Here is a 19,811-nt window from a genome sequence, read left to right as displayed (position 1 = left end):
GGCATGGGGACGACAAGCGTGGGGAGCGTCGTGGCACAGGGACAGGCCGCATGAGCGTCGGACAACGGCGGCCGCCCTTCTTCGCGCGGTCCGTCCGCAAGCTCGCGATGCTTGTCATCCTGGCGTGGGTGGCGCTGACGCTCCTCGTAAGTTTCGGCGTGCCGTGGCTGGAGACGGTCGGCCGGGAGCATTCCGTGCCGATGGCCCCCCAGGACGCGCCGGCGGTGCAGGCCATGCAGCGCATGGGAAGGGATTTCAAAGAATCCGACTCGGACAGCTTCGCGATGCTCGTGCTGGAGAGCCAGCAGCCCCTCGGCGACGACGCTCACAACTACTACGACCAACTCGTCCGCAAGTTGAAGGCCGACACGAAGCACATCGAGCACGTGCAGGACCTATGGTCTGATCGGCTAACGGCGGCCGGGGCGCAAAGCCCGGACAGCAAAGCCGTCTACGTCCAATTGAACCTGGCCGGTAACCAAGGGACCACCCTGGGCCAGGACTCCATTGCCGCGGTGCGGCACATCATCGCCCAGACGCCGCCACCCCCCGGCCTCACCGCCTATGTCACCGGTCCGGCGGCGCTTATTGCCGATATGCAGCACGCCGGCGATTCATCCATTTTGAAGATGACGCTGATAGGCGCCGTGATCATTTTCACGGTCCTGCTATTCGTCTACCGGTCAATAATCACCGTGATTTTGCTGTTGCTCACCGTCGGCCTCGAAGTATTTGCGGCACGCGGGATCATCGCGTTCCTCGGCGACCACAGTCTGGTACAACTCTCAACGTTCGCCATCAACCTGCTGGTGGCGCTCGCAATGGCCGCCGGAACCGACTACGGGATCTTCTTCTTCGGCCGCTACCAAGAGGCCCGTCAGGCCGGTGAGGACCGCGAAACCGCCTACTACACCACCTACCGCAGCGTCGCCCCCGTCGTCCTCGGCTCCGGCTTGACGATCGCCGGAGCGATGTTGTGCCTGAGTTTCACCCGAATGCCCATCTTCCAGACCATCGGCGTGCCGTGCGCCGTGGGTCTGCTCGCGTCTGTCGCCATCGCCTTGACACTGGTCCCGGCGGTCATTACCGCCGGGAGTGGCTTCGGGCTATTGGACCCCAGGCGCACGATCGGCTTCCAGCGCTGGCGTCGGGTCGGCACGGCGATCGTCCGCTGGCCCGCGCCCATCCTCGCCGCGACCATCGCCATCGCCCTCGTCGGTCTGGTGACCTTGCCCGGCTATCAAACGAGCTACAACGACCGCGCCTACATCCCCAAGAACGTTCCGGCCAACGTCGGATACGCAGCCGCCGATCGACACTTCACCCAGTCCCGGATGATGCCGGAAATCCTGATGATCGAATCAGATCACGATATGCGGAATCCGGCTGACTTTCTCGTGCTGCACCGGCTGGCCAAAGGGGTCTTTCAGGTGAAGGGCATTTCCCGAGTTCAGGGCATAACCCGGCCAGAGGGAACGCCGATTCAACATACGTCGATACCCTTCCTGCTCAGCATGCAGCAGGCGACAATATCGCAAGACTTGAGGTATATGCAGGCCCGAACAGACGACATGCTCAAGCAAGCCGACTTGATCGCTCAGCAGATTGCGACAATTAAGCGCCTCTACGAGTTGCAGAAGCAGATGACTGCGATTACCCATGACACGATTACCAAGACCAAGGAAATGGCCGTCGTCATCTCTGAGGTTCGACAGCATTTGTCAGACTTCGAAGATTTCTTCCGGCCGCTGCGCAGCTATTTCTACTGGGAACGACACTGCTACGATATCCCGATTTGCTGGTCGCTGAGGAACATATTCGAGACATTCGACGGCGTGGATATCCTGGCCGATAAATTGCAGCAAGACCTCATTCCCGATCTCGACAAGATGGACGCGCTCCTGCCGCAGCTGCTCGAGCAATACCCGACGATGATCGCGATAGCAGAGGGCATGCGATCGATGATCCTGACGATGCACAGCACCATGGCCGGCACCCTCGGACAGATGACCAGCAACGACAAAGACGCCGTTGCCATGGGCGAGGCGTTCGATGCCTCCAAGAACGACGACTCGTTCTATCTCCCCCCGGACATCTTCGAGAACGCCGATTTCAAACGTGCCATGAACAACTTCCTGTCCCCGGACGGGAAGGCGGCTCGCTTTATCATTTCGCATCGGGGCGACCCCGCAACGCCCGAAGGCGTAGCACGGATTGACCAGATACGGACGGCCGCCGAAGAGGCGCTCAAGTCGACGCCGCTGGAGAACTCCAAAATCTACATCGCCGGCACGGCATCGACCTTCAGGGACTTCAAGGTAGGTTCCGAATATGACCTCCTCATTGCGGGAGTCGGCGCGCTCTGCCTGATTTTCATCATCATGCTCGTCATCACGCGCAGTTTCGTGGCGGCACTCGTCATCGTGGGCACCGTGGCGCTGTCGCTGGGCGCCTCGTTCGGAATGTCGGTGCTGATCTGGCAGTACCTTTTGGACTTCAAATTGCACTGGATGGTGCTCCCGATGGCCGTGATCATCCTTCTGGCCGTCGGGTCCGACTACAACCTGTTGCTGGTTTCCCGAATGAAAGAGGAAATAGGGGCCGGCATTAAAACGGGCATCATTCGGGCGATGGGCGGTACCGGAAAAGTCGTGACCAACGCGGGCCTGGTTTTCGCTTTCACCATGGCCGCCATGGCGGCTAGCGACCTGCGCATCATCGGACAGGTCGGTACCACCATCGGCCTGGGCCTGATGTTCGACACATTGATCGTGCGCTCATTCATGACCCCGTCGATCGCGGCCCTCCTCGGACGCTGGTTCTGGTGGCCGCAGGTGGTTCGTCCCCGCCCGGCCAGCCAAATGCTCCGCTCCGAGGCCCCCCGTCCCGTGGTGCGGGCGTTGCTATCGCACAACAGGAACGAAGACGACGCCCCGACGGCCGAGATTCCGAGGCCGGTCCGGTAGGGCATTGCTTGTGCAGCGGCGCGCGTCGTCGGGCTCGCGGCCGATAGGCTCAGGATTCATCATGAAATTTGCCCTGGCATGCTACGGAACTCGCGGCGACGTCGAGCCCTCAGCCGCCGTGGGCCGCGAACTACTGCGCAGGGGACACGAAGTCCGCATGGCCGTCCCGCCCGACCTGGTCGGCTTCGTCGAGTCGGCCGGGCTGGCGGCCGTCTCCTACGGGCCAAAACTACAAGACTTTTTGGACGAAGAGTTCTTGCGCAACATGTGGCGGGACTTCTTCCGAAGTGTCTGGACGATCCGCGGGCCGCTGCGTGTGGTGCGCCGGGTATGGGAGCCGATCATCCAGTACTGGGGCGACGTCAGCACGACTCTGATGTCGCTGGCCGAGGGTGCCGACCTGCTGTCCACCGGTATCAATTTCGAACAGCCCGCCGCCAATGTCGCCGAGTATTACGACATCCCGCTTGCCACGCTGCATCACTTTCCGATGCGGGCGAACGGTCAGCTTGTTCCGAGCGCGCCACCGGGGGTGGTTCGGTCCACGATGACGGCGACCGAGTGGCTGTTTTGGCGCGCGACAAAAAATGTCGAGAATGCGCAGCGCCGCAAGCTCGGCCTGCCGGAAGCGAGAGGTCGCTCGTCGCGCCGGGTTGCCGAGCGCGGATCGCTCGAGATTCAGGCCTACGACCAGGTGTGCTTCCCCGGACTGGCAGCCGAATGGGCGAAATGGGGCGGCCGGCGCCCCTTCGTTGGGGCGCTGGCGATGGAGCTGACAACCGACGCCGACGAGGAAATCGGATCGTGGATAGCCGAGGGGACACCGCCGGTGTGCTTCGGATTCGGCAGCATACCGGTAGAGTCACCGGCCGACACGGTCACAATGATCAGCGCGGCGTGTGCCGAATTGGGTGAGCGGGCGTTGGTTTGCTTCGGCGGAAACGACTTCAGCGACGTGCCACCTTCCGATCACGTGAAAGTCGTGGGAGTCGTGAATTACGCTGCCGTCTTTCCCGCCTGCCGTGCGGTGGTCCACCACGGCGGCTCCGGCACGACCGCCGCGAGTCTGCGCGCCGGAGTGCCTACGTTGATCCTCTGGAGTTCGGCCGACCAGCCATATTGGGGAAATCAGGTCAAACGACTCAATGTCGGTGCTGCCCGGCGTTTTTCGGCCACCACGCGAGAGTCGTTAGTCGCCGACCTGCGTCGGACCCTCTCCCCCGAGTGCGCCATCCGAGCCCGCGAACTCGCCGGGCGGATGACCAAACCCGCCCAAAGCGTCGCCAGCGCGGCCGATTTGTTAGTCGACGCGGCGCGGCGAAAATGTATTGAGTGATCTCTACGCTTCCGGCTATTACTCAGCTTGCCCGGCACCCGTGTGGCTCAGGTCGCACATGGGATGTCATGATCGGTAAAGTGGCGACCCACTGATGAGCAAACGCAGAAGGTACTGACGACGTCGATTCGGGGCTACGGTCGTCACTGCTGGTACTCACTTGCGCGATAGGGGCCGGGGTTGACCGAGCAAATTTGCCGTTTGTGCAAAGGCATCGTTCGCGAGGTGCTTGATCTCGGTCCGCAACCCGTCTCGAACGCATTCCTGAGACCCGAGGAGGCGGCCGAAGTGCCGTTCTTCCGACTTGCCGTCGGGCTCTGCGAGTCGTGCACCATGGTGCAGCAGCTCGACGAGGTTCCCCCTCATCAAATGTTTCACGCGGAGTATCCATACCGCGCATCCGGTTCCTCACTGATCCGCAAACATGGCGAGGAGGTGGCGCAGCAGATCATCCAAACCTGCCCGGGCGGTCGGGATGGGTTTGTCGTTGAGATCGGCAGCAACGACGGCGTGATGCTGAAGACGCTGAGCCAGGCCGGTATCCGGCATCTGGGAGTGGATCCGGCCGCCGTGGCGGCCGATGTGGCCCAGACGAACGGCGTCAATGTGTGGAAGGACTTTTTCAACGCGTCGACGGCGGCCAAGATCCGTGACGAGCATGGGCCGGCACAACTAATTTATTCGGCGAACGCGATCAGTCACATCTCGTACCTCGACTCCATATTCCTCGGCGCCGATCTGTTGCTCGCACCCGACGGGCTCTTCGTGTTCGAGGATCGCTATCTCGGCGACATCCTAAAGTGCGTCTACTTCGACCAAATCTACGACGAGCACATCTACCTGTTCTCCGTTCGTTCGGTGCAGGCGATGGCGGCTCATTTCGGCTTCGAGCTGATCCATGTCGAGCACCTTCCACTACATGGGGGTTCCATTCGCTACACGGTCGCCCGCCCGGGCACCTCGAAGCCGTCCGCCTCCGTTGCGGAATTCTTGGCGCGCGAATTAGCCGAGGGACTTGCCGAGATATCGACTTACGTCGAGTTCTCTACCGCTATAGACGGAATTCGGACCGACCTCGTCACCCTCCTCCAGGACTTGCGTTCCGAGGGCCGCCGCGTTGTCGGCTACGGGGCCACGTCGAGGAGCGCCACCGTGATGAACTATTGCGGTATTGGCCCCGACTTGCTTTCCATGGTGTGTGACTCGACCCCGGAAAAGCAGGGCCGCGTTACGCCAGGCACGAAAATTCCGGTATGCCCGCCTGATTACTTCTCCAATCCATACCCTGATTACGCGTTGCTGTTCGCCTGGAACCATGCCGAGGAGATCATGGCCAAGGAACGCCGGTTCCACGAGAACGGTGGACGGTGGATCCTCTACGCACCGAAGGTCCATCTGGTGTGATGGCGGTGGCCGGGCCTGTAGCGCTAATTCGATTGGTGTTGCGGAACTCACCGATATGATCGACCCGGTTTTCAATCTCGGCAAGCAATCCGCTCACCCACTTTTCCCTGCACTCGAATAGGAGGCGTCGGCTCTTGTCAGCGTCTGTGCTCATCACCGGTGGGGCAGGATTCATCGGCACCCTGCTTTCACGCCGTCTCGTCGAGGCCGGCTACGACGTCGCCGTGATGGATGTCCTGCTCCCACAGGTGCACGGCGAGCGGCCAACATTGAAGCTGGCACCCGCCGTGCGGCTCTTTACTGGCGACGTGACCCATGCGCCCGATTGGGATGCGGTGCTGCGGTTGTTCCGCCCCTCGCAGGTCGTCCATTTGGCGGCTGAGACGGGAACGGCGCAGTCGCTGTCCCACGCGACCCGCCACGGCTCGGTCAACGTTGTGGGCACCACTCAGCTTCTCGACGCTCTGAGCCGTTCCGAACTGGTGCCCGACCAACTCGTGCTGGCGTCATCAAGAGCCGTCTACGGTGAAGGCGCTTGGCAATCCGGCACTCAGGTCTTCTACCCGCGGCCACGAAGTCACGCACAGCTGTTGGCTGGTGCTTGGGATCCCGTGGGGCCTACAGGCGAACCCGCGGTGCCGCTTCCCCACCGCGCAGGCGAAACCGAACCCCGGCCAACCAACATTTACGGCGCCACGAAGCTTGCCCAGGAGCACCTATTGGCCGCTTGGGTGGCCGCGCACGACACGAAGCTCAGCGTGCTCCGGCTGCAAAATGCCTATGGCCCGGGCCAATCGCTGACCAACCCGTACACGGGAGTCGTTCCGTTCTTTGCGCGGTTGTCACGCGAGAAACTCCCGTCGGAGGTGTACGAAGACGGCCGGATCGTGCGCGATCTCGTCTATATCGATGATGTCGTCGACGCGCTGTTCGCCGCTGTGCAACAACCCCCGGCCGAATCGCGTTGCCTGGACATCGGCTCGGGCAACGGCATAACCATCCACCAGCTGGCCCGGAAGATCTCCGCCATCTTTGATGCGCCCGAACCCGTCGTCGTGCCCAAATTCCGCGACGGTGATATCCGCGCCGCCAGCTGCGACGTCGAACCGGCGAGTGGCGAGCTCGACTGGCGCCCGAAGTGGTCGCTCGACGACGGGCTCCGCTCCCTGCTCGACTGGATTGACGAGCAATCCGACGTGCCCTCGGCGGCAGGCGATCGTGCCGCTTCGGGTGTCTCGTCGCAGCATTGAGGGCACCGTACCGCGCCTTCGTCGGGAAGACGGTCGGGCGACGGGCCCTAGCGCACACGCGAGCTCCCGTGACCAGGCTGGCGCAAAGAGTGAGCTAATCTATGCACGCGCCCGGCTAGTGGTCGAGCTATCGCAGGCGGAGCACGGCTACGGACGGGAACGTCCGCCACTGGCGAAACCCCGCCGGTGTGACCAAGCGAACCCTGGCGCCCCGGTCAGAAAACTTAAAACGCGCATTGACGGCGTCGACGGGCGTCTAGGCTCACCACCGGGCACTTACTGGCATGCGAGACAGGGGGCGGTTTTGACCGTGACCGATAGCGACGTCCGATCTCTCTACCTCGATCAGATCCGGCGCGACCTCACCAGGTATGGCATGGACCAACTCGTGCCCGTGGGGTGGCCGCTGCGGATGCGCGCCAGCGTGGGGTGGTTGACGTGGCTGCCCTTTCTCAAGAACCGCAGCCTGATGCTGGTGCGCAAGCGCCCGTTCGACCAGCGCGCACGCGACTTGGGCATGGATTGGCCGGCCGACGCCGAGACCATGATCGGAATGCGGCGGCTCACCAGTCTCCAGCATTGCGTCGAGACGGTGCTCAATGAGGACATCCCCGGTGATCTGGTCGAATGTGGAGTGTGGCGAGGCGGGGCATCGATTCTGATGCGGGCCGTCCTGGCCGCCTACGGGGACAAGACGCGGCACGTCTGGCTAGCCGATTCCTTCGAGGGTGTGCCGCCCCCGGACACCGCGAACTACGAACAGGACAAGCTGCCGCGCTTTGCACTCGGGCTGCATCACGCTGCGCCGGTCCTGGCAGTGTCGCAGGACGAAGTCAAAGCGAATTTCGAGCGCTACAACCTGCTCGATGATCAGGTCCGCTTCCTCCCCGGCTGGTTCAAGGACACGCTGCAGGATGCGCCGATCGACCATATCGCCGTGCTGAGGCTTGATGGCGACCTCTACGAATCGACAATCCAGGCGCTCGACGCGCTCTACCCGCGATTGTCGCCGGGCGGTTTCTGCATCATCGACGACTACAACCTCGCCGGATGTCGCCAAGCCGTCGCGGATTACCGGACTAAGCACGGGATCTCCTCAGAGATCGTCACGATCGACCAATGCGGTGTCTTCTGGCGTAAGTAATGGCAGGCAAGGCGCGTCGCCGCGCTCGCCTTCTTGGGACCGAAGTTTGTCCATGCTGAAAGCGCTGACGGAGTACACGTTTCGTCTGGACGCGCGCCACACGCCAACACGGGCAGAAATTTGAGACTTGGGGACTGGACGATGAGGTTTGTGCTGGCGAGTTACGGAACTCGTGGCGATATCGAGCCTTCCCTGGTTGTCGCTCGTGAACTGGTACGCAGAGGGCACGATGTCCGCATGGCGGTGCCGCCCGACTCGGTCGGTTTTGTTGAGGCGGCTGGGGTTTCGGCGGTCGCCTACGGGCTGGACACGCGGACCTGGTTGGACGTGTATCGCAACTTCTGGACATCTTTCTTCGGGGCCTTCTGGAAAGTCGGGCACCTCCGAAAGCTCTGGCGCGAGATGTGGAAGCTCAGTGACGAGTCGTGGACCCAGATGAGCAAAACGCTGACGTCCGTTGCGGCCGGAGCTGACCTGCTGTTCGTCGGCCTCAGCTATCAGGAGGCCGCCGTTAACGTCGCGGAGTATCTGGACATTCCGCTGGCTACGTTGCATCACGTTCCGGTGCGGGCCAACGGCGAGCTGGTACCAATCCTGCCGCCACCGCTGGCCCGTTTCGCAATGACGGCTTTCGACTGGCTGGGCTGGCTTCTGAATTGGAAAGTCGAGCGAGCGCAGCGCCGCGACCTGGGGCTACCGAAAGCGAAAGCCCCCGCGGCCCGGCGGATGGCCGAAAGCGGAGCGCTGGAAATTCAGGCTTACGACGAGGCGTGCTTCCCCGGACTGGCCGCGGAGTGGGCCAAATGGGACGGCCAACGTCCGTTCGTCGGTGCGCTGACCATGGAGTTGACCACCGGCGCTGACGCCGAAGTGGTGTCGTGGATTGGGGCGGGTACTCCCCCCATCTGCTTTGGATTCGGCAGTATGCCGGTGGAATCGCCGGCCGGCGCAATTGAGATGATCAGCTCCGCCTGCGCGCAGTTGGGTGAGCGTGCGCTGATCTGCGCCGGTTGGAGTGACTTCAGCGACGTCCCGCACGGCGACCACGTCAAGGTGGTCGGCGGCGTGAACTACGCCGCGGTCTTCCCTGCCTGTCGGGCGGTCGTGCATCACGGCGGCTCGGGCACCACGGCCGCAAGCCTGCGCGCCGGCGTTCCCACCCTGATCTTGTCGATGGATGTGAATCAGATGTTGTGGGGCGCCTGCGTCAAGAGGTTGAAAGTGGGAAGCTCCCGGCGTTTCTCGAGTACGACGCGCAACACATTGGTTGCTGACCTACGCCGAATCCTCGCGCCGGAATACGCGACCCGGGCCCGCGAGCTCGCCACCCGGTTGACCACACCCGCCGAAAGCGTCGCAAATGCCGCAGATGTCGTCGAGGCGTACGCCCGGTCGAGGCATCGTGCCTGAGTGGTGCGGTACGGACCCAAAGCGCCGCGCTGGCGGGTGGCGGCCTGTTAGGATCCAACGACGCCGATCAATGATCTCGCCGAATCGGTAGCATTGAACCGACAATTCGAGCTGCGAGACAAGACTGCACCGACCATTTCATACACGACCAAGGAAAACATGACCAGCCTGACGACCAAACCGAAAGTTCGGTGGACGCCTCGAACCCTTACGATCCTATTTTTTTGGTGGCTTGGGGGAATGCGCCCTGCTATGGCGCGGCATTACCTTACCGACGCTTTGCGCTGTCGGCTGGTGAAGTCGGGGGTGCCATCGCGCACGGCAAAACACGTCGCCGAGGTCAGCGCGGAGTTCGAGGCAAAAGCAGCCCAGGGACAATTTCAAGAGCGCTGGTTCGATATGAACATTGTGCCCTGGTGTGTCACCTTTCCGAAAGTTTTCCATCGCACCGACGCGGTGCGCATTCTCGAAATCGGGTCGTGGGAAGGGCGCTCGAGCCTCTTCTTCCTGACCTATTTTGCGCAAGGCAAGCTGACCGCGGTTGATACCTGGGCGGGTAGTGACGAATGGCACTACAACGCGACCCCGGACCTGCGGGACCTGGAAGCCAGGTTTGACACCAACGTTTCCTCTGGCGCGGGGCGGGTAACGAAGCGCAAGGGATCTTCGCTGACGGTTTTGCCACAATTGATCTCAGAACGGCAAGAGTTTGACCTGATCTATGTCGACGGATCGCACTTGTCCGATGATGCAATCGTCGATGGGCTTAATGCATGGCGTTTGCTCAAGCAGGGCGGCATTATAATTTTCGACGACGTTATGTGGCCGGCTTATCCGCGAGCGCGGGCCAACACCGCGTGGGCGATTCACCAATTTCTGAAATACCATCCAGGCGAATACAAAGTTCTGCACGCCCAGTACCAGATTATCTTGCAGAAGAAGAGCGCATTTGTTGACGAGACCGCGGATTGGGTCAGCAAGCCGCCCGCCCCCGCCGCAGTTTCAGATCCGTCGAACAACGGTCGTCAGCCAGAACAATCCCATCAGCAGGTGTTGGGTTAACGCAGGTTGATTCATACCCCGTGACCCGACGCTGAGCGCGGCTACCAGGTCCGGTCCGTCGCCCCAGTTGCTGTCATCGGCACCGGAGCCCGCCCCTCGATGACGTGCTGAAGGCGGCCGGCAGGAACGCACCGCGTTCGGGCTACCCCGAGGTCGCCTCCTGCTGGACAGTGACGGCAGGCGCCGGTTCACCTAGTCTCTTCCGGGTGAATCGAGACTTCAGTGCCATCGCGCGCTTCTCGACCCCGAACCAGCTCAGAGCGGCCAGGGGTAGGGTCGCGGCGCCGGCCACGGCTGCGAACACGAACGGGTTCAAAAAGCTCAGCCCACACATGACCAGAAATTGCTGCACCGGCCATCCGTATATGTAGATGCCGTACGAAAGATCCGTCCGCAGCCTGAGGCGCGGGTGATGGATCAGGGCTCCGGAAACGATGACCGCGTACGCCAACGGAATGGCGCCGATCACCCGATAGTTGGTGATGAGCAAGGCGGAACCAATGGCGATGACCAGGCAGACGATTACCAGCGACCATCGAGCGGGCAACACCTCACGGAACTGGTGGATGAGCATTCCCGCCAGGAACACAACAGCGAAGCGCCCGATCATCTGCGGGATGGTTTGCACTGCGAAACCCGGGTAGGACACCACCGCGGCTAAGGACACCGCCAGTACGAACGCGAGCGGAACGGCCCAACGGCGGCCGAGCAACCCGATGACGCCGGCGCCGGCGACTCCGATGTAGCAGAACAGCTCGAATATGAGAGTCCAGAGGGTGCCGTCCCACACATGGGGCCAGGGAACTCCGTTCGGTGTCCCCGCGATACTGCCGTGGTACACGTTCAGCACGGCATTGTTCAGGACGTATTCGATTGGCGCAGCAGACATCAGCAGTTTCTTCGGCGACCCGCCTTGAATGGCCACGCCGATCGGGGCGATGACGAACGCGATGACAATCAGGCAGACCCACAATCCAGGAAAGATGCGAAGAGCGCGCGCGACGAAGTATGCGCGGGGGCGCGGGTTGCGGTGCCAACTCGCGGTGATGAGGAAACCTGAGAGGACGAAGAAGCCGTCGACCGCTACGTCGTAGAGGCCGTGCAATCCAGGAGCCTTGTGACCGGTCAGCGGCCAGCAGTGTTGCAGCACGACTGCACTAGCCATGACCAGCCGCCACACATTGAGGGCGTTCATGCGCGGATCGAATACCTGGCTCAGTTTCATGCGTCTCCACCTATCCCGATTGCCCGTTCAGTGTTGCGCAGTTACGCGGGCGCCGCACGCAGGTTTGCAAAAGATCCGCGAGCGGCGGGGGCATCACGGTAACACTCCGTTGGCTCTGCCCTATGGTCGCGAATGTGCGGGGGCGAGAAACTTGCAACCTGTCCGTCCTGGCAGATGATACTGTCGCCCAAACGGGGCAACGATCAAGCAATCATCCGCTGAGGAACTCGATTTGGCTGACGGGGAGCTGACCGCGCGCGAGGCGGAAGGCGGCGTCTGGGACGTGATCGTCGTCGGCACCGGCATGGGCGGCGGGACTCTGGGCTACTCGCTGGCCCGTTCGGGACGAAGGGTGTTGTTCGTCGAGAAGGGGCGTTCGACCCTTCCGGGTGCACCGGGGACGATTCGCGCTTCGATGCCCGAAGTCGCCGAGCCGCTGGCGTGCCGTTCTGCGGAGACCTTCTACGACGCCTTGGCCCGATCCGGCCGCTCAACCGACGAGGTTGAAGACATCAGCGGCCGCTCCCCGCGGCGCTTTGTGCCGTTTCTGGGCAGCGGCACAGGCGGGTCATCGTCCCTCTATGGCATGGTCTGCGAGCGGTTCTTCGCTCAGGATTTCACTCCGCGCCAGCACTTCCACGACCCGGGCGACTCCACCGTGCCGGAGGCCTGGCCGGTCAGCTACGACGAGATGCGGCCCTGGTATGCCGCCGCCGAGAAGCTGCTGGGGGTTCGGGGCCAGCCCGACCCACTACGTCCGGAGGCCGCCGAGGCGGGTCTGCCTGCCGCACCGGCATTTTCGGCAGAGAATCAGCCGCTGGTTGACTACCTGGCAGGTCGCGGGCTGCATCCCTACCACCTGCCGATGGCCTGTGATTACACCGAAAAATGCTCCACCTGTCAGAGCTACCTCTGCAGCAAGTCGTGCAAAAACGACGCTGCCCGCAATTGTGTGCTGCCGGCCGTCGCCGATCACGGCGCCCACCTGTTACCCGAATGTCGCGTCGTGCACCTCGAAGCGGACCGCAGCAGGGTCAATCAAGTGATTTGCGAAACCCCCTCCGGGACACTGACGTTGAAGGCCAAGGTGGTGGTGCTGGCTGCCGGTGCACTGGTGACGCCCGTGCTGTTGCTCAATTCCCGTTCGGCCGATTGGCCGCGCGGCTTGGCCAACGGCGCAGATTTGGTGGGCCGTAACTTGATGCGTCATCTTGTCGACATGGTCGAAATCTGGCCGCAGCCCGGCGTCAGGATGACGGGCGCGAACAAAGAGATCGGGATGAACGATTTCTATTTCTGGGAGGGCCAAAAGTACGGCACGGTCCAGTCATTCGGCGCGATGCCGCCCCTGGAAATCATGACCAGCGCGCCCGGGTGGCGGGCGAGGGCCTTGCGCCTGATGAACCCCGCCGTGCGTCGGGGTTATGAGCGATTCTTCAACGGCGGACTGGTGCTTGCGGCGATCATGGAAGACCTGCCCTATCTGGACAACCGCGTCTTGCCATCCGATCAGCCGAATGCGGACGGTCGCCAGCGCCTGCGACTTCAGTATCGACTTCACCCTAACGAGATCGAGCGCCGCGCAACGTTTTTGAGGCAACTTAAGGAAGTGCTGGAGCCGTTCCGCAAAATCACCTTGCGTGGCGCCGAAGACAACAAAGCCGTGGCCCACGTCTGCGGCACATGCCGCTTCGGCACCGATCCCGCATCCAGCGTGCTGGACCCGCACAACCGGGCGCATGAGGTGGAGAACCTGTACGTGGTAGACAGCTCGTTCTTTCCCTCCAGCGCCGGGTTGAATCCGAGTCTGACGATCGCGGCCAACGCCTTACGGGTGGCCGCCCACGTCAACCAGGCGCACTTCGCCACCTGAAAACCGCGGAACCGCTGCGGGGCTCCAATTGACCGGGTTTACTCGGCCGGCTGCCGAAGCGGAAGGCCGGCCGCGCGATAGATCGTGTCGATGACGGTCATGTTCTCCACAGCGGCTTCCGGCGTCGTCTTTACCGGCTGGGCCCGTAGCACCGCCGCGGCGAAGGCATCGAGTTGATACGCGTACGACGGGCGGCGCGGGAAGCGCTCGGCTCGTTTGCCGTCGGCTGATCGGACCGCCAGCCGATGGAAAGACTGGGGCATTACCGGGTTGAGCACCCGCAGCTCTCCGCTATCGCCAATTACCTTGGCGCTCAACTGCAGCAGATTGGCCGACCACATCGAGCAGCGAACCCTTCCCGTATAACCGCCTTCGAACCGCAATTCGGCCGTCATGGCCCTGTCTACGTGGGGGTCACGCAGTTTTGCTCGTGCTGAAACGACTTCCGGCGTGGAACCGCCAAAGGTTCGAACCATGTCGACGGCGTAGCATCCGGCATCCATTGTCGCGCCACCGGCGAGAGAGTAGTTGTAGCGGATGTCGGAGAATTTCGGGAGGGGAAAGCACAGGGCCGCTTCCACCCGCTGCAGCTTGCCCAACTCCCCCGAGGCGATGATCTCCTCGACGCGCAGACACAACGGGTGGTAGCGGTAATGAAATGCCTCCATCACTACCCGGTCGGACTTCGCGGCCATTTCCGCGATTTCGCGAGCCTCGGCGGCATTGGCCGTGAACGGCTTTTCGCATAGCACGTGCTTGCCTTCGAGAAGGGCAGCTCGGGTCCACTTGCCGTGCAACCCGTTTGGCAGCGGGTTGTAGACGGCGTCCACTTCTGGATCGTCGATCAGCGCCTCGTAGCTGCCGTGCACCCGGTCGATGCCGTATTTGTCCGCAAATGCCTGGGCGCGCGACACGTCCCGGGCCGCGATCGCGGCAACTTCGACTTCGGCGTTCGTCCCGGCTGGGTTGATCAGCGCCAACGGCGCGATGCGGGCCGCTCCCAGGATGCCGATCCGCACGGTGGCCCCACGTTCAGACACGGACCGGATGCTAGCACTGGCTCAGGCCAGCGGGGGCGACGAACCGCTTCGATGGATCGCGCACTTCTTCAGGAATTGGACGAGATCCGGTGCTCCGAGGAGAGAAAGTCGTCGAGGTATGCCGGTGGCTTCAGGTTGAGCAACCCTTCGCGGTCGGCGACGAGATCCGCGTACCCCAGTGCCTCAATCTGGGCCGGCGAGTACGACAACCGTGACTCGGGAGCCCCTTTTCGCACGATGCCCACGCCCCAGTCACAGTTCAGCACGGCGATGCGCAGATCCTGCCGGGTGCTTCGCAGGTAGACGATCGCCTTCCAGACGTCACCACTCCAGTCGGTCTCCCACCAGCGGTTCTGCCTGCGAAAATCGGCGTACGAGTCCGCGGGGCAAGCGACAGATGCCCGCGTGGGGTTGCAGTCATGTAGGAAGATGACGCCATCGTCGCGCAGATAGCGCAGGGTGTTTTCGACGTCCTGCACCACCTGCCCATAGGTGTGCAGGCCGTCGATCAGCGCGACGTCGATGCGACGCTGCTTGAGGAACGCCGCCTCGTCCGCGAAGAAAGCGTCGCTCGTTGTCTCGAAGTAGTGGGTGGCGTCTGCCTTCGCGTCGGCTCGCCGCCGGGTACGTGCCGACAGTTTGAACGCGGGGTCGACAGCGATCTTCTCCTGAGCGGTGATGCGGCGAAACGCCGACCCCCGCGAGACGCCGATCTCGAGGTAGACGGGCGCCGGCCGTCCGTCGAGCGCGCGCCGCACGGCCTTGATCCGGTTCATGCGACAACCCTCCCCTGAAGCCGTGCACCCAACATAGAACACGTCTGCGCGCAGAAACACCGTGTCATCTGCATCCCGTCAGGAGCGTGCGACGTTTAAGGACCCAACCCTGGACCCCGGGCGTACCGTCACGTCTAACCGTCTCACCATCGGGCAGATCCATACCAGTAACGTATCCCAAGCTGGGCAGCTACAAGATCCAAACGGCTCGGGGTTCCTGAACATCCTCTCGCGACCCGCGATGCTTGATGGGGCCGCTCCCCAGGACCCGCCGTGAAAAGCGCCACCCACACTGGTCAATAAGCTGCGCCCAAGACGCCCTGGATGTCATGATGGCGCAGACTTCGAGCACACGGAAGCGAAAAGGCGGGGACCGAATGAAGTTTGCCTTGGCGAGCTTTGGAACTCGCGGTGACATCGAGCCCTCGGTCGCTGTCGGTCGCGAACTGCTGCGCAGGGGCCACGATGTACGGATTGCCGTACCGGCCAACCTGGTTGACTTCGTCGAATCGACTGGCCTGACGACCGTCGCGTACGGCATTGACACGGTGGACGGGCTCCAGGAGGGGCTCGACGCCAACCGCGAATTTTGGACGTTGCTATTCCATAATTTTTGGAAGGTCAACGATCTGCGCAACGCATGGCACGGACTTTGGGATCCGGTCGCCGATATGTGGGCGCACATGAACACGACGTTGTTGTCGCTGGCAGACGGAGCCGACCTGCTCCTGACCGGCCTCAATTTCGAGCAGGCCGCGTTCAACGTCGCCGAGTATTACGATATTCCGTTCGCCACCCTGCACTTTTTCCCGATTCGGCCGAATGGGCAGCTCATTGGCCCGCTGCCGGCGCCGTTGGTCAAGTTTGGGATGACGGCAATGGGTTTGGTGTCGTGGCACCTTCTGACGAAGAAGCTTGACGATCTGCAGCGTCGCGAATTGGGCCTGCCGAAGGCAAGAGGCACCTCGTGGCGACAGATTGCCAGTCGCGGCTCGCTGGAAATCCAGGCTTACGACGAGGTCTGTTTCCCTGGGCTGGCGGCCGAGTGGGCGAAGTGGGGTGACCGTCGGCCGTTCGTCGGCCCGCTGACGATGGAGTTGACCACGGACGCCGATGACGAGGTCGCGTCTTGGATCGCCGCGGGGACGCCGCCGATTTGCTTCGGCTTCGGCAGTTTCGCAGTCGAGTCTCCTGCCGCCACCGTCGAGATGATCAGCTCTGCCTGCGCCGAGTTGGGGGAACGGGCATTGATTTGCTCCGGCTGGACCGATTTCAGCGACGTCCCCCATTTCGACCACGTCAAGGTGGTGGGCGCAGTCAACTACGCGGCGACGTTTCCTGCTTGCCGCGCGGTGGTTCATCACGGGGGCGCCGGCACCACGGCCGCAAGTCTGCGCGCCGGGGTGCCCACGTTGATTCTTTGGACGATGCCCGATCAGCCGATCTGGGGGGCCCAGTTCAAACGCTTGAAGGTCGGGGCGTCTCGGCGGTTTTCGACTACCACCCGCGAAACGCTGGTCAAGGACCTGCGCGAAATCCTCGCGCCCGACTACGCCGTCCGCGCCCGCGAGCTCGCCGCCCGGGTGACCAAACCCACCGAATCCGTTTCTATCACAGCCGATCTCGTCGAAAAATTCGCCCGTTCGAGGTGTGTCAACTGATCACGAACACCAACCGCCGGGTGAGCACGGGCCTTCGTTCACATCGAGTGCGATCGGCGTGAAACCGAGGTTCGGGGCGAAACCAAAGCTGCTGCGGGGCAACGCCAGGGGCTAATCGGCTAAGCCCAGGTCCCTCTTCGCCGGTGAGCCATCGCCACGAGCTCGATCATCGGCTTCACGACGGCCGGCCGGAAAATTCGCGAGCGCACACCGCCAGAAAGTTTGCGGTAATCCTCGAGGGCAGAACGGAAATCGCGCTCGCTCGCCCGATACGATTCGAAGATGTGATCGAGCATTCCCTCGTCAGGACACTCGTCTCGCGCGGCCATGCACTGCGCGTCGTAAACCGCAGATATCCAATCCGTGCCGAAGCGGTTTGTCACCGGCCCGCGATTTTTCTGACGACGAAGGTCAGGTGTGAGAAACTCGTCGACCGCATCGGCAGCTTGGGTGGTGAGATCGATTGGCAACGCCATGGAAATCCGCTTGATCTCCCTGCGCCAGTCGTCAAGGAGGCCGGCGTACTCAACGAAGACACGTGGAATGCCACGCGTGTCGCGCTCGGCCAGCAGGTTGTATTTGAGCCATAAGGCGCTCGACAGCTCCGGCGCAATATGCCACGAAGCCGCGACCGACGAGATCACCTCTTCCGGGTGACGCACCGCGATCACGGCCGCAGTGTCAAACCCGGCCATGCGCGAGGCCTCAAACCACATTTCCGAAAGGGTCGTTATCCTGGGGTCTTTGATCACCACGAGCGGTGCGGCTGGCAGTGTCGTGAGATACGCCGCGATCTCTTCGACGCAGGCGGCCTTCTCGTCGGCATTGAAGGCGCCGTCCTCGAGTATGCGCAACGATGGATCGAACCAGGCGCTGCCGTGGCGGTGCAGGATTGCTTCGTTGATGGCAATGACTTTGCGCGGCTCCCAGTTGCCACGGGGATTGCCGGCGTCGGCGCCCAACATCCCGGCCGGAAGCGTGGCGCCGCATAACGAGAGAACCCGTGTGAGTGCTGAGGTTCCGGACCGTTGTGTCCCCAACACAAAAAGAATGACCGGGCGGGTCCCAGTCCCCGGGTCAGCGCTTCTACTGGCGACTTCGCGGGTATCGACAACGCTTTCGATGGGTCTGGTCCGCCGGTTGGATCTCATAGCGAATCGAAGCCTCTCAGTTCTCCTGCCCGTAGGCCGCGATGCTATCGCAGCGTGGTGTTGATTGCCGGGCTTTGCGGGATTAGTGCAGTTCGATGCCCTATTGCATCCCGTTGGTGTAACTCTCCATCAGCGCGCCCAGGGTCGCCGATGCAGCGTCGACGCTAGCTGCGATCGTGAAGGCCACCGGCTGCCCACTGCTGAGCTGTGCACCTTCAACCGGCGGCCTTCGCAGCGATGGCAAGAGATTGGGCCGGGTCAGCTGTCAGAGCCTCGCGGAAGGGGACTTACGGCCAATTCGCGCGATACGGACCTCGCCCAGTACCTGTGGTCGACCTTCAACGTAGTGTTGATCAATTGGGCCCCAACCACTTTCGCGACGAAACATCCACAGTCTGAGGTGGCCACAAACCGCTGGCTGCGAAACACCGCTACGTCCAAACCAGACTCAGTTGGGCTCTCACTCTTCGAGCAGGAGCCTGCCCGGCTGAATAATCCCCAGTAGTACCCAACCCTTTAACACCGAACGCGTCGTTCTCAGATAGAACGATTTCTGCAAAAGGGGATCTTCAGGCAGGATCCAGTGGGAATTGCTGGGGCCACTCGCGATGAAGGACTATCGACATTCTGCCCAATATCGCAAGGGTTGCGCCCCAGCCGTGGATTCTCCGCAATCCTTGCACCATTGCCAGGCGTCCGCCCAGGTCGTACCGCCAACGACCGAAGTGCATATTGGCGGTCTTGCGTCCGAAGTGGTTGACATAGGCCATCTCGGTTACATAAACGCCGTATCCGGCCTTGCGTGCACGTAGCGCAAGATCGAGGTCTGCGCCCCACCCGTAGCGCTTGAAGTTTTCTAGGTTGATCCCGCCGGTAGCCTGCCAGCATTCGCGGGACAGCACGAGCGCTGTTCCCTCCACCGCTGGGGCAACTCGATATCGCGGCCTGGGAACGTAATCCGCAGCGGGAGGCTGCTTGCCGGCTACCGCCCAAGGCAATCCCAGGTCGGTCATCGGCCCGACAATCCCCGCGTCCCGCGGTAAGCGCGGGTCGAGGAGGGCGGTCAAGAACCCCTTCGAGATGCGGGTGTCGTTGTTGAGTGTCATTGCGTGGGAGTAGCCCTCTGAGAACGCAATTCGAAATCCAAGCTGGCTGCCGCCGGCCCACCCGAGGTTCTCGCCCGGTGTGGTGACCCGCTCGTTTCCGATTTTTGGATAGTCGCCCTTGTTGTCCACAATCAGATACTCGGCGCCCTCGCGAACTAAGTCCCCTACAAGAGCGTGGGTGTACTCATGTCCTCCGAACACCGGCACCGTAATGAGCAAAGACACGCGCTCACCGTACACCGACGCTTGCCCACGGCGAGCCCCATCCGAGACCGGACGACGCCCGTGCTCATCGGCTATTTCACGGCTTCGAATTCAGGCAACGCCTATGTGCAGCAGGCCCACGTCAACACCCGAGGCACTGGGCAGGTCCCCAACCCGCGCATGGCCAACTACGGGGCTACCTT

General features: G+C 62.4%; 14 protein-coding genes. 9 read left to right on the top strand and 5 right to left on the bottom strand.

All coding sequences use genetic code 11. The features are described from left to right. Positions 1-50: 50 nt before the first annotated feature. From A5756_RS08945 to A5756_RS08915, 7 genes are all read left to right on the top strand, one after another. A complete protein-coding gene (locus A5756_RS08945) occupies positions 51-2,966 on the top strand; it encodes an RND family transporter (RefSeq protein ID WP_066950793.1) in 2,916 nt (971 codons plus the stop codon). 61 nt (positions 2,967-3,027) lie between these two features. Continuing rightward, entirely contained in the window at positions 3,028-4,302 is a 1,275-nt protein-coding gene (locus A5756_RS08940) for a glycosyltransferase (protein WP_066950790.1), read from the top strand. A 180-nt stretch (positions 4,303-4,482) separates the two neighbouring features. After that, positions 4,483-5,706, top strand: coding sequence for a class I SAM-dependent methyltransferase (locus A5756_RS08935; protein WP_066950787.1), 1,224 nt, complete (start codon positions 4,483-4,485; stop codon positions 5,704-5,706). Positions 5,707-5,852: 146 nt separating this feature from the next. After that, the gene (locus A5756_RS08930; protein ID WP_066950784.1) at positions 5,853-6,956 is read left to right on the top strand and encodes an NAD(P)-dependent oxidoreductase; all 1,104 of its coding nucleotides are present in this window, start codon (positions 5,853-5,855) and stop codon (positions 6,954-6,956) included. Positions 6,957-7,266: 310 nt separating this feature from the next. After that, entirely contained in the window at positions 7,267-8,100 is an 834-nt protein-coding gene (locus A5756_RS08925; protein WP_197505754.1) for a TylF/MycF/NovP-related O-methyltransferase, read from the top strand. Between the two features lie 141 nt (positions 8,101-8,241). Then, positions 8,242-9,510: a glycosyltransferase gene (locus tag A5756_RS08920; protein WP_066950776.1), complete on the top strand. Its 1,269-nt coding sequence runs from the start codon at positions 8,242-8,244 to the stop codon at positions 9,508-9,510. 159 nt (positions 9,511-9,669) lie between these two features. Next, positions 9,670-10,572 (top strand): class I SAM-dependent methyltransferase, encoded by a 903-nt coding sequence (locus tag A5756_RS08915; RefSeq protein WP_082960012.1) that lies wholly within the window; start codon positions 9,670-9,672, stop codon positions 10,570-10,572. 142 nt (positions 10,573-10,714) lie between these two features. Here the strand turns inward: A5756_RS08915 and A5756_RS08910 are convergent, their stop codons facing one another. Next, positions 10,715-11,797: an acyltransferase gene (locus A5756_RS08910; RefSeq protein ID WP_066950769.1), complete on the bottom strand. Its 1,083-nt coding sequence runs from the start codon at positions 11,795-11,797 to the stop codon at positions 10,715-10,717. Between the two features lie 232 nt (positions 11,798-12,029). Between A5756_RS08910 and A5756_RS08905 the strand changes: the two genes are divergently transcribed. Continuing rightward, positions 12,030-13,670 (top strand): GMC oxidoreductase, encoded by a 1,641-nt coding sequence (locus A5756_RS08905; protein WP_066950764.1) that lies wholly within the window; start codon positions 12,030-12,032, stop codon positions 13,668-13,670. 38 nt (positions 13,671-13,708) lie between these two features. Here A5756_RS08905 and A5756_RS08900 read toward each other — a convergent pair whose 3' ends face one another. Both A5756_RS08900 and A5756_RS08895 read right to left on the bottom strand, forming a co-directional pair. Next, positions 13,709-14,689 carry a Gfo/Idh/MocA family protein gene (locus A5756_RS08900; RefSeq protein WP_369828596.1) on the bottom strand — a complete coding sequence of 327 codons (981 nt, stop codon included), beginning with the start codon at positions 14,687-14,689 and terminating at the stop codon, positions 13,709-13,711. Between the two features lie 89 nt (positions 14,690-14,778). Further along, complete coding sequence (locus tag A5756_RS08895) at positions 14,779-15,486, bottom strand: class I SAM-dependent methyltransferase (RefSeq protein ID WP_082960011.1); 708 nt, start codon at positions 15,484-15,486, stop codon at positions 14,779-14,781. Between the two features lie 377 nt (positions 15,487-15,863). Between A5756_RS08895 and A5756_RS08890 the strand changes: the two genes are divergently transcribed. Next, on the top strand, positions 15,864-17,147 hold the full coding sequence (locus A5756_RS08890) for a glycosyltransferase (RefSeq protein ID WP_066950758.1): 1,284 nt from the start codon (positions 15,864-15,866) through the stop codon (positions 17,145-17,147). 119 nt (positions 17,148-17,266) lie between these two features. On the opposite strand, the gene A5756_RS08885 is transcribed toward A5756_RS08890, so the two are convergent. Together A5756_RS08885 and A5756_RS08880 are read right to left on the bottom strand one after the other, a co-directional pair. Beyond that, positions 17,267-18,298: a sulfotransferase family protein gene (locus A5756_RS08885; RefSeq protein ID WP_066950742.1), complete on the bottom strand. Its 1,032-nt coding sequence runs from the start codon at positions 18,296-18,298 to the stop codon at positions 17,267-17,269. A 569-nt stretch (positions 18,299-18,867) separates the two neighbouring features. Beyond that, complete coding sequence (locus A5756_RS08880; RefSeq protein WP_066950738.1) at positions 18,868-19,644, bottom strand: hypothetical protein; 777 nt, start codon at positions 19,642-19,644, stop codon at positions 18,868-18,870. Positions 19,645-19,811 lie beyond the last annotated feature (167 nt).

This window comes from Mycobacterium sp. 852002-53434_SCH5985345, assembly GCF_001667155.1.
Lineage (GTDB): Bacteria > Actinomycetota > Actinomycetes > Mycobacteriales > Mycobacteriaceae > Mycobacterium.
The sequence above is the reverse complement of the archived record's forward strand: the minus strand, read 5'-3'. Positions and strand labels throughout refer to the sequence as shown.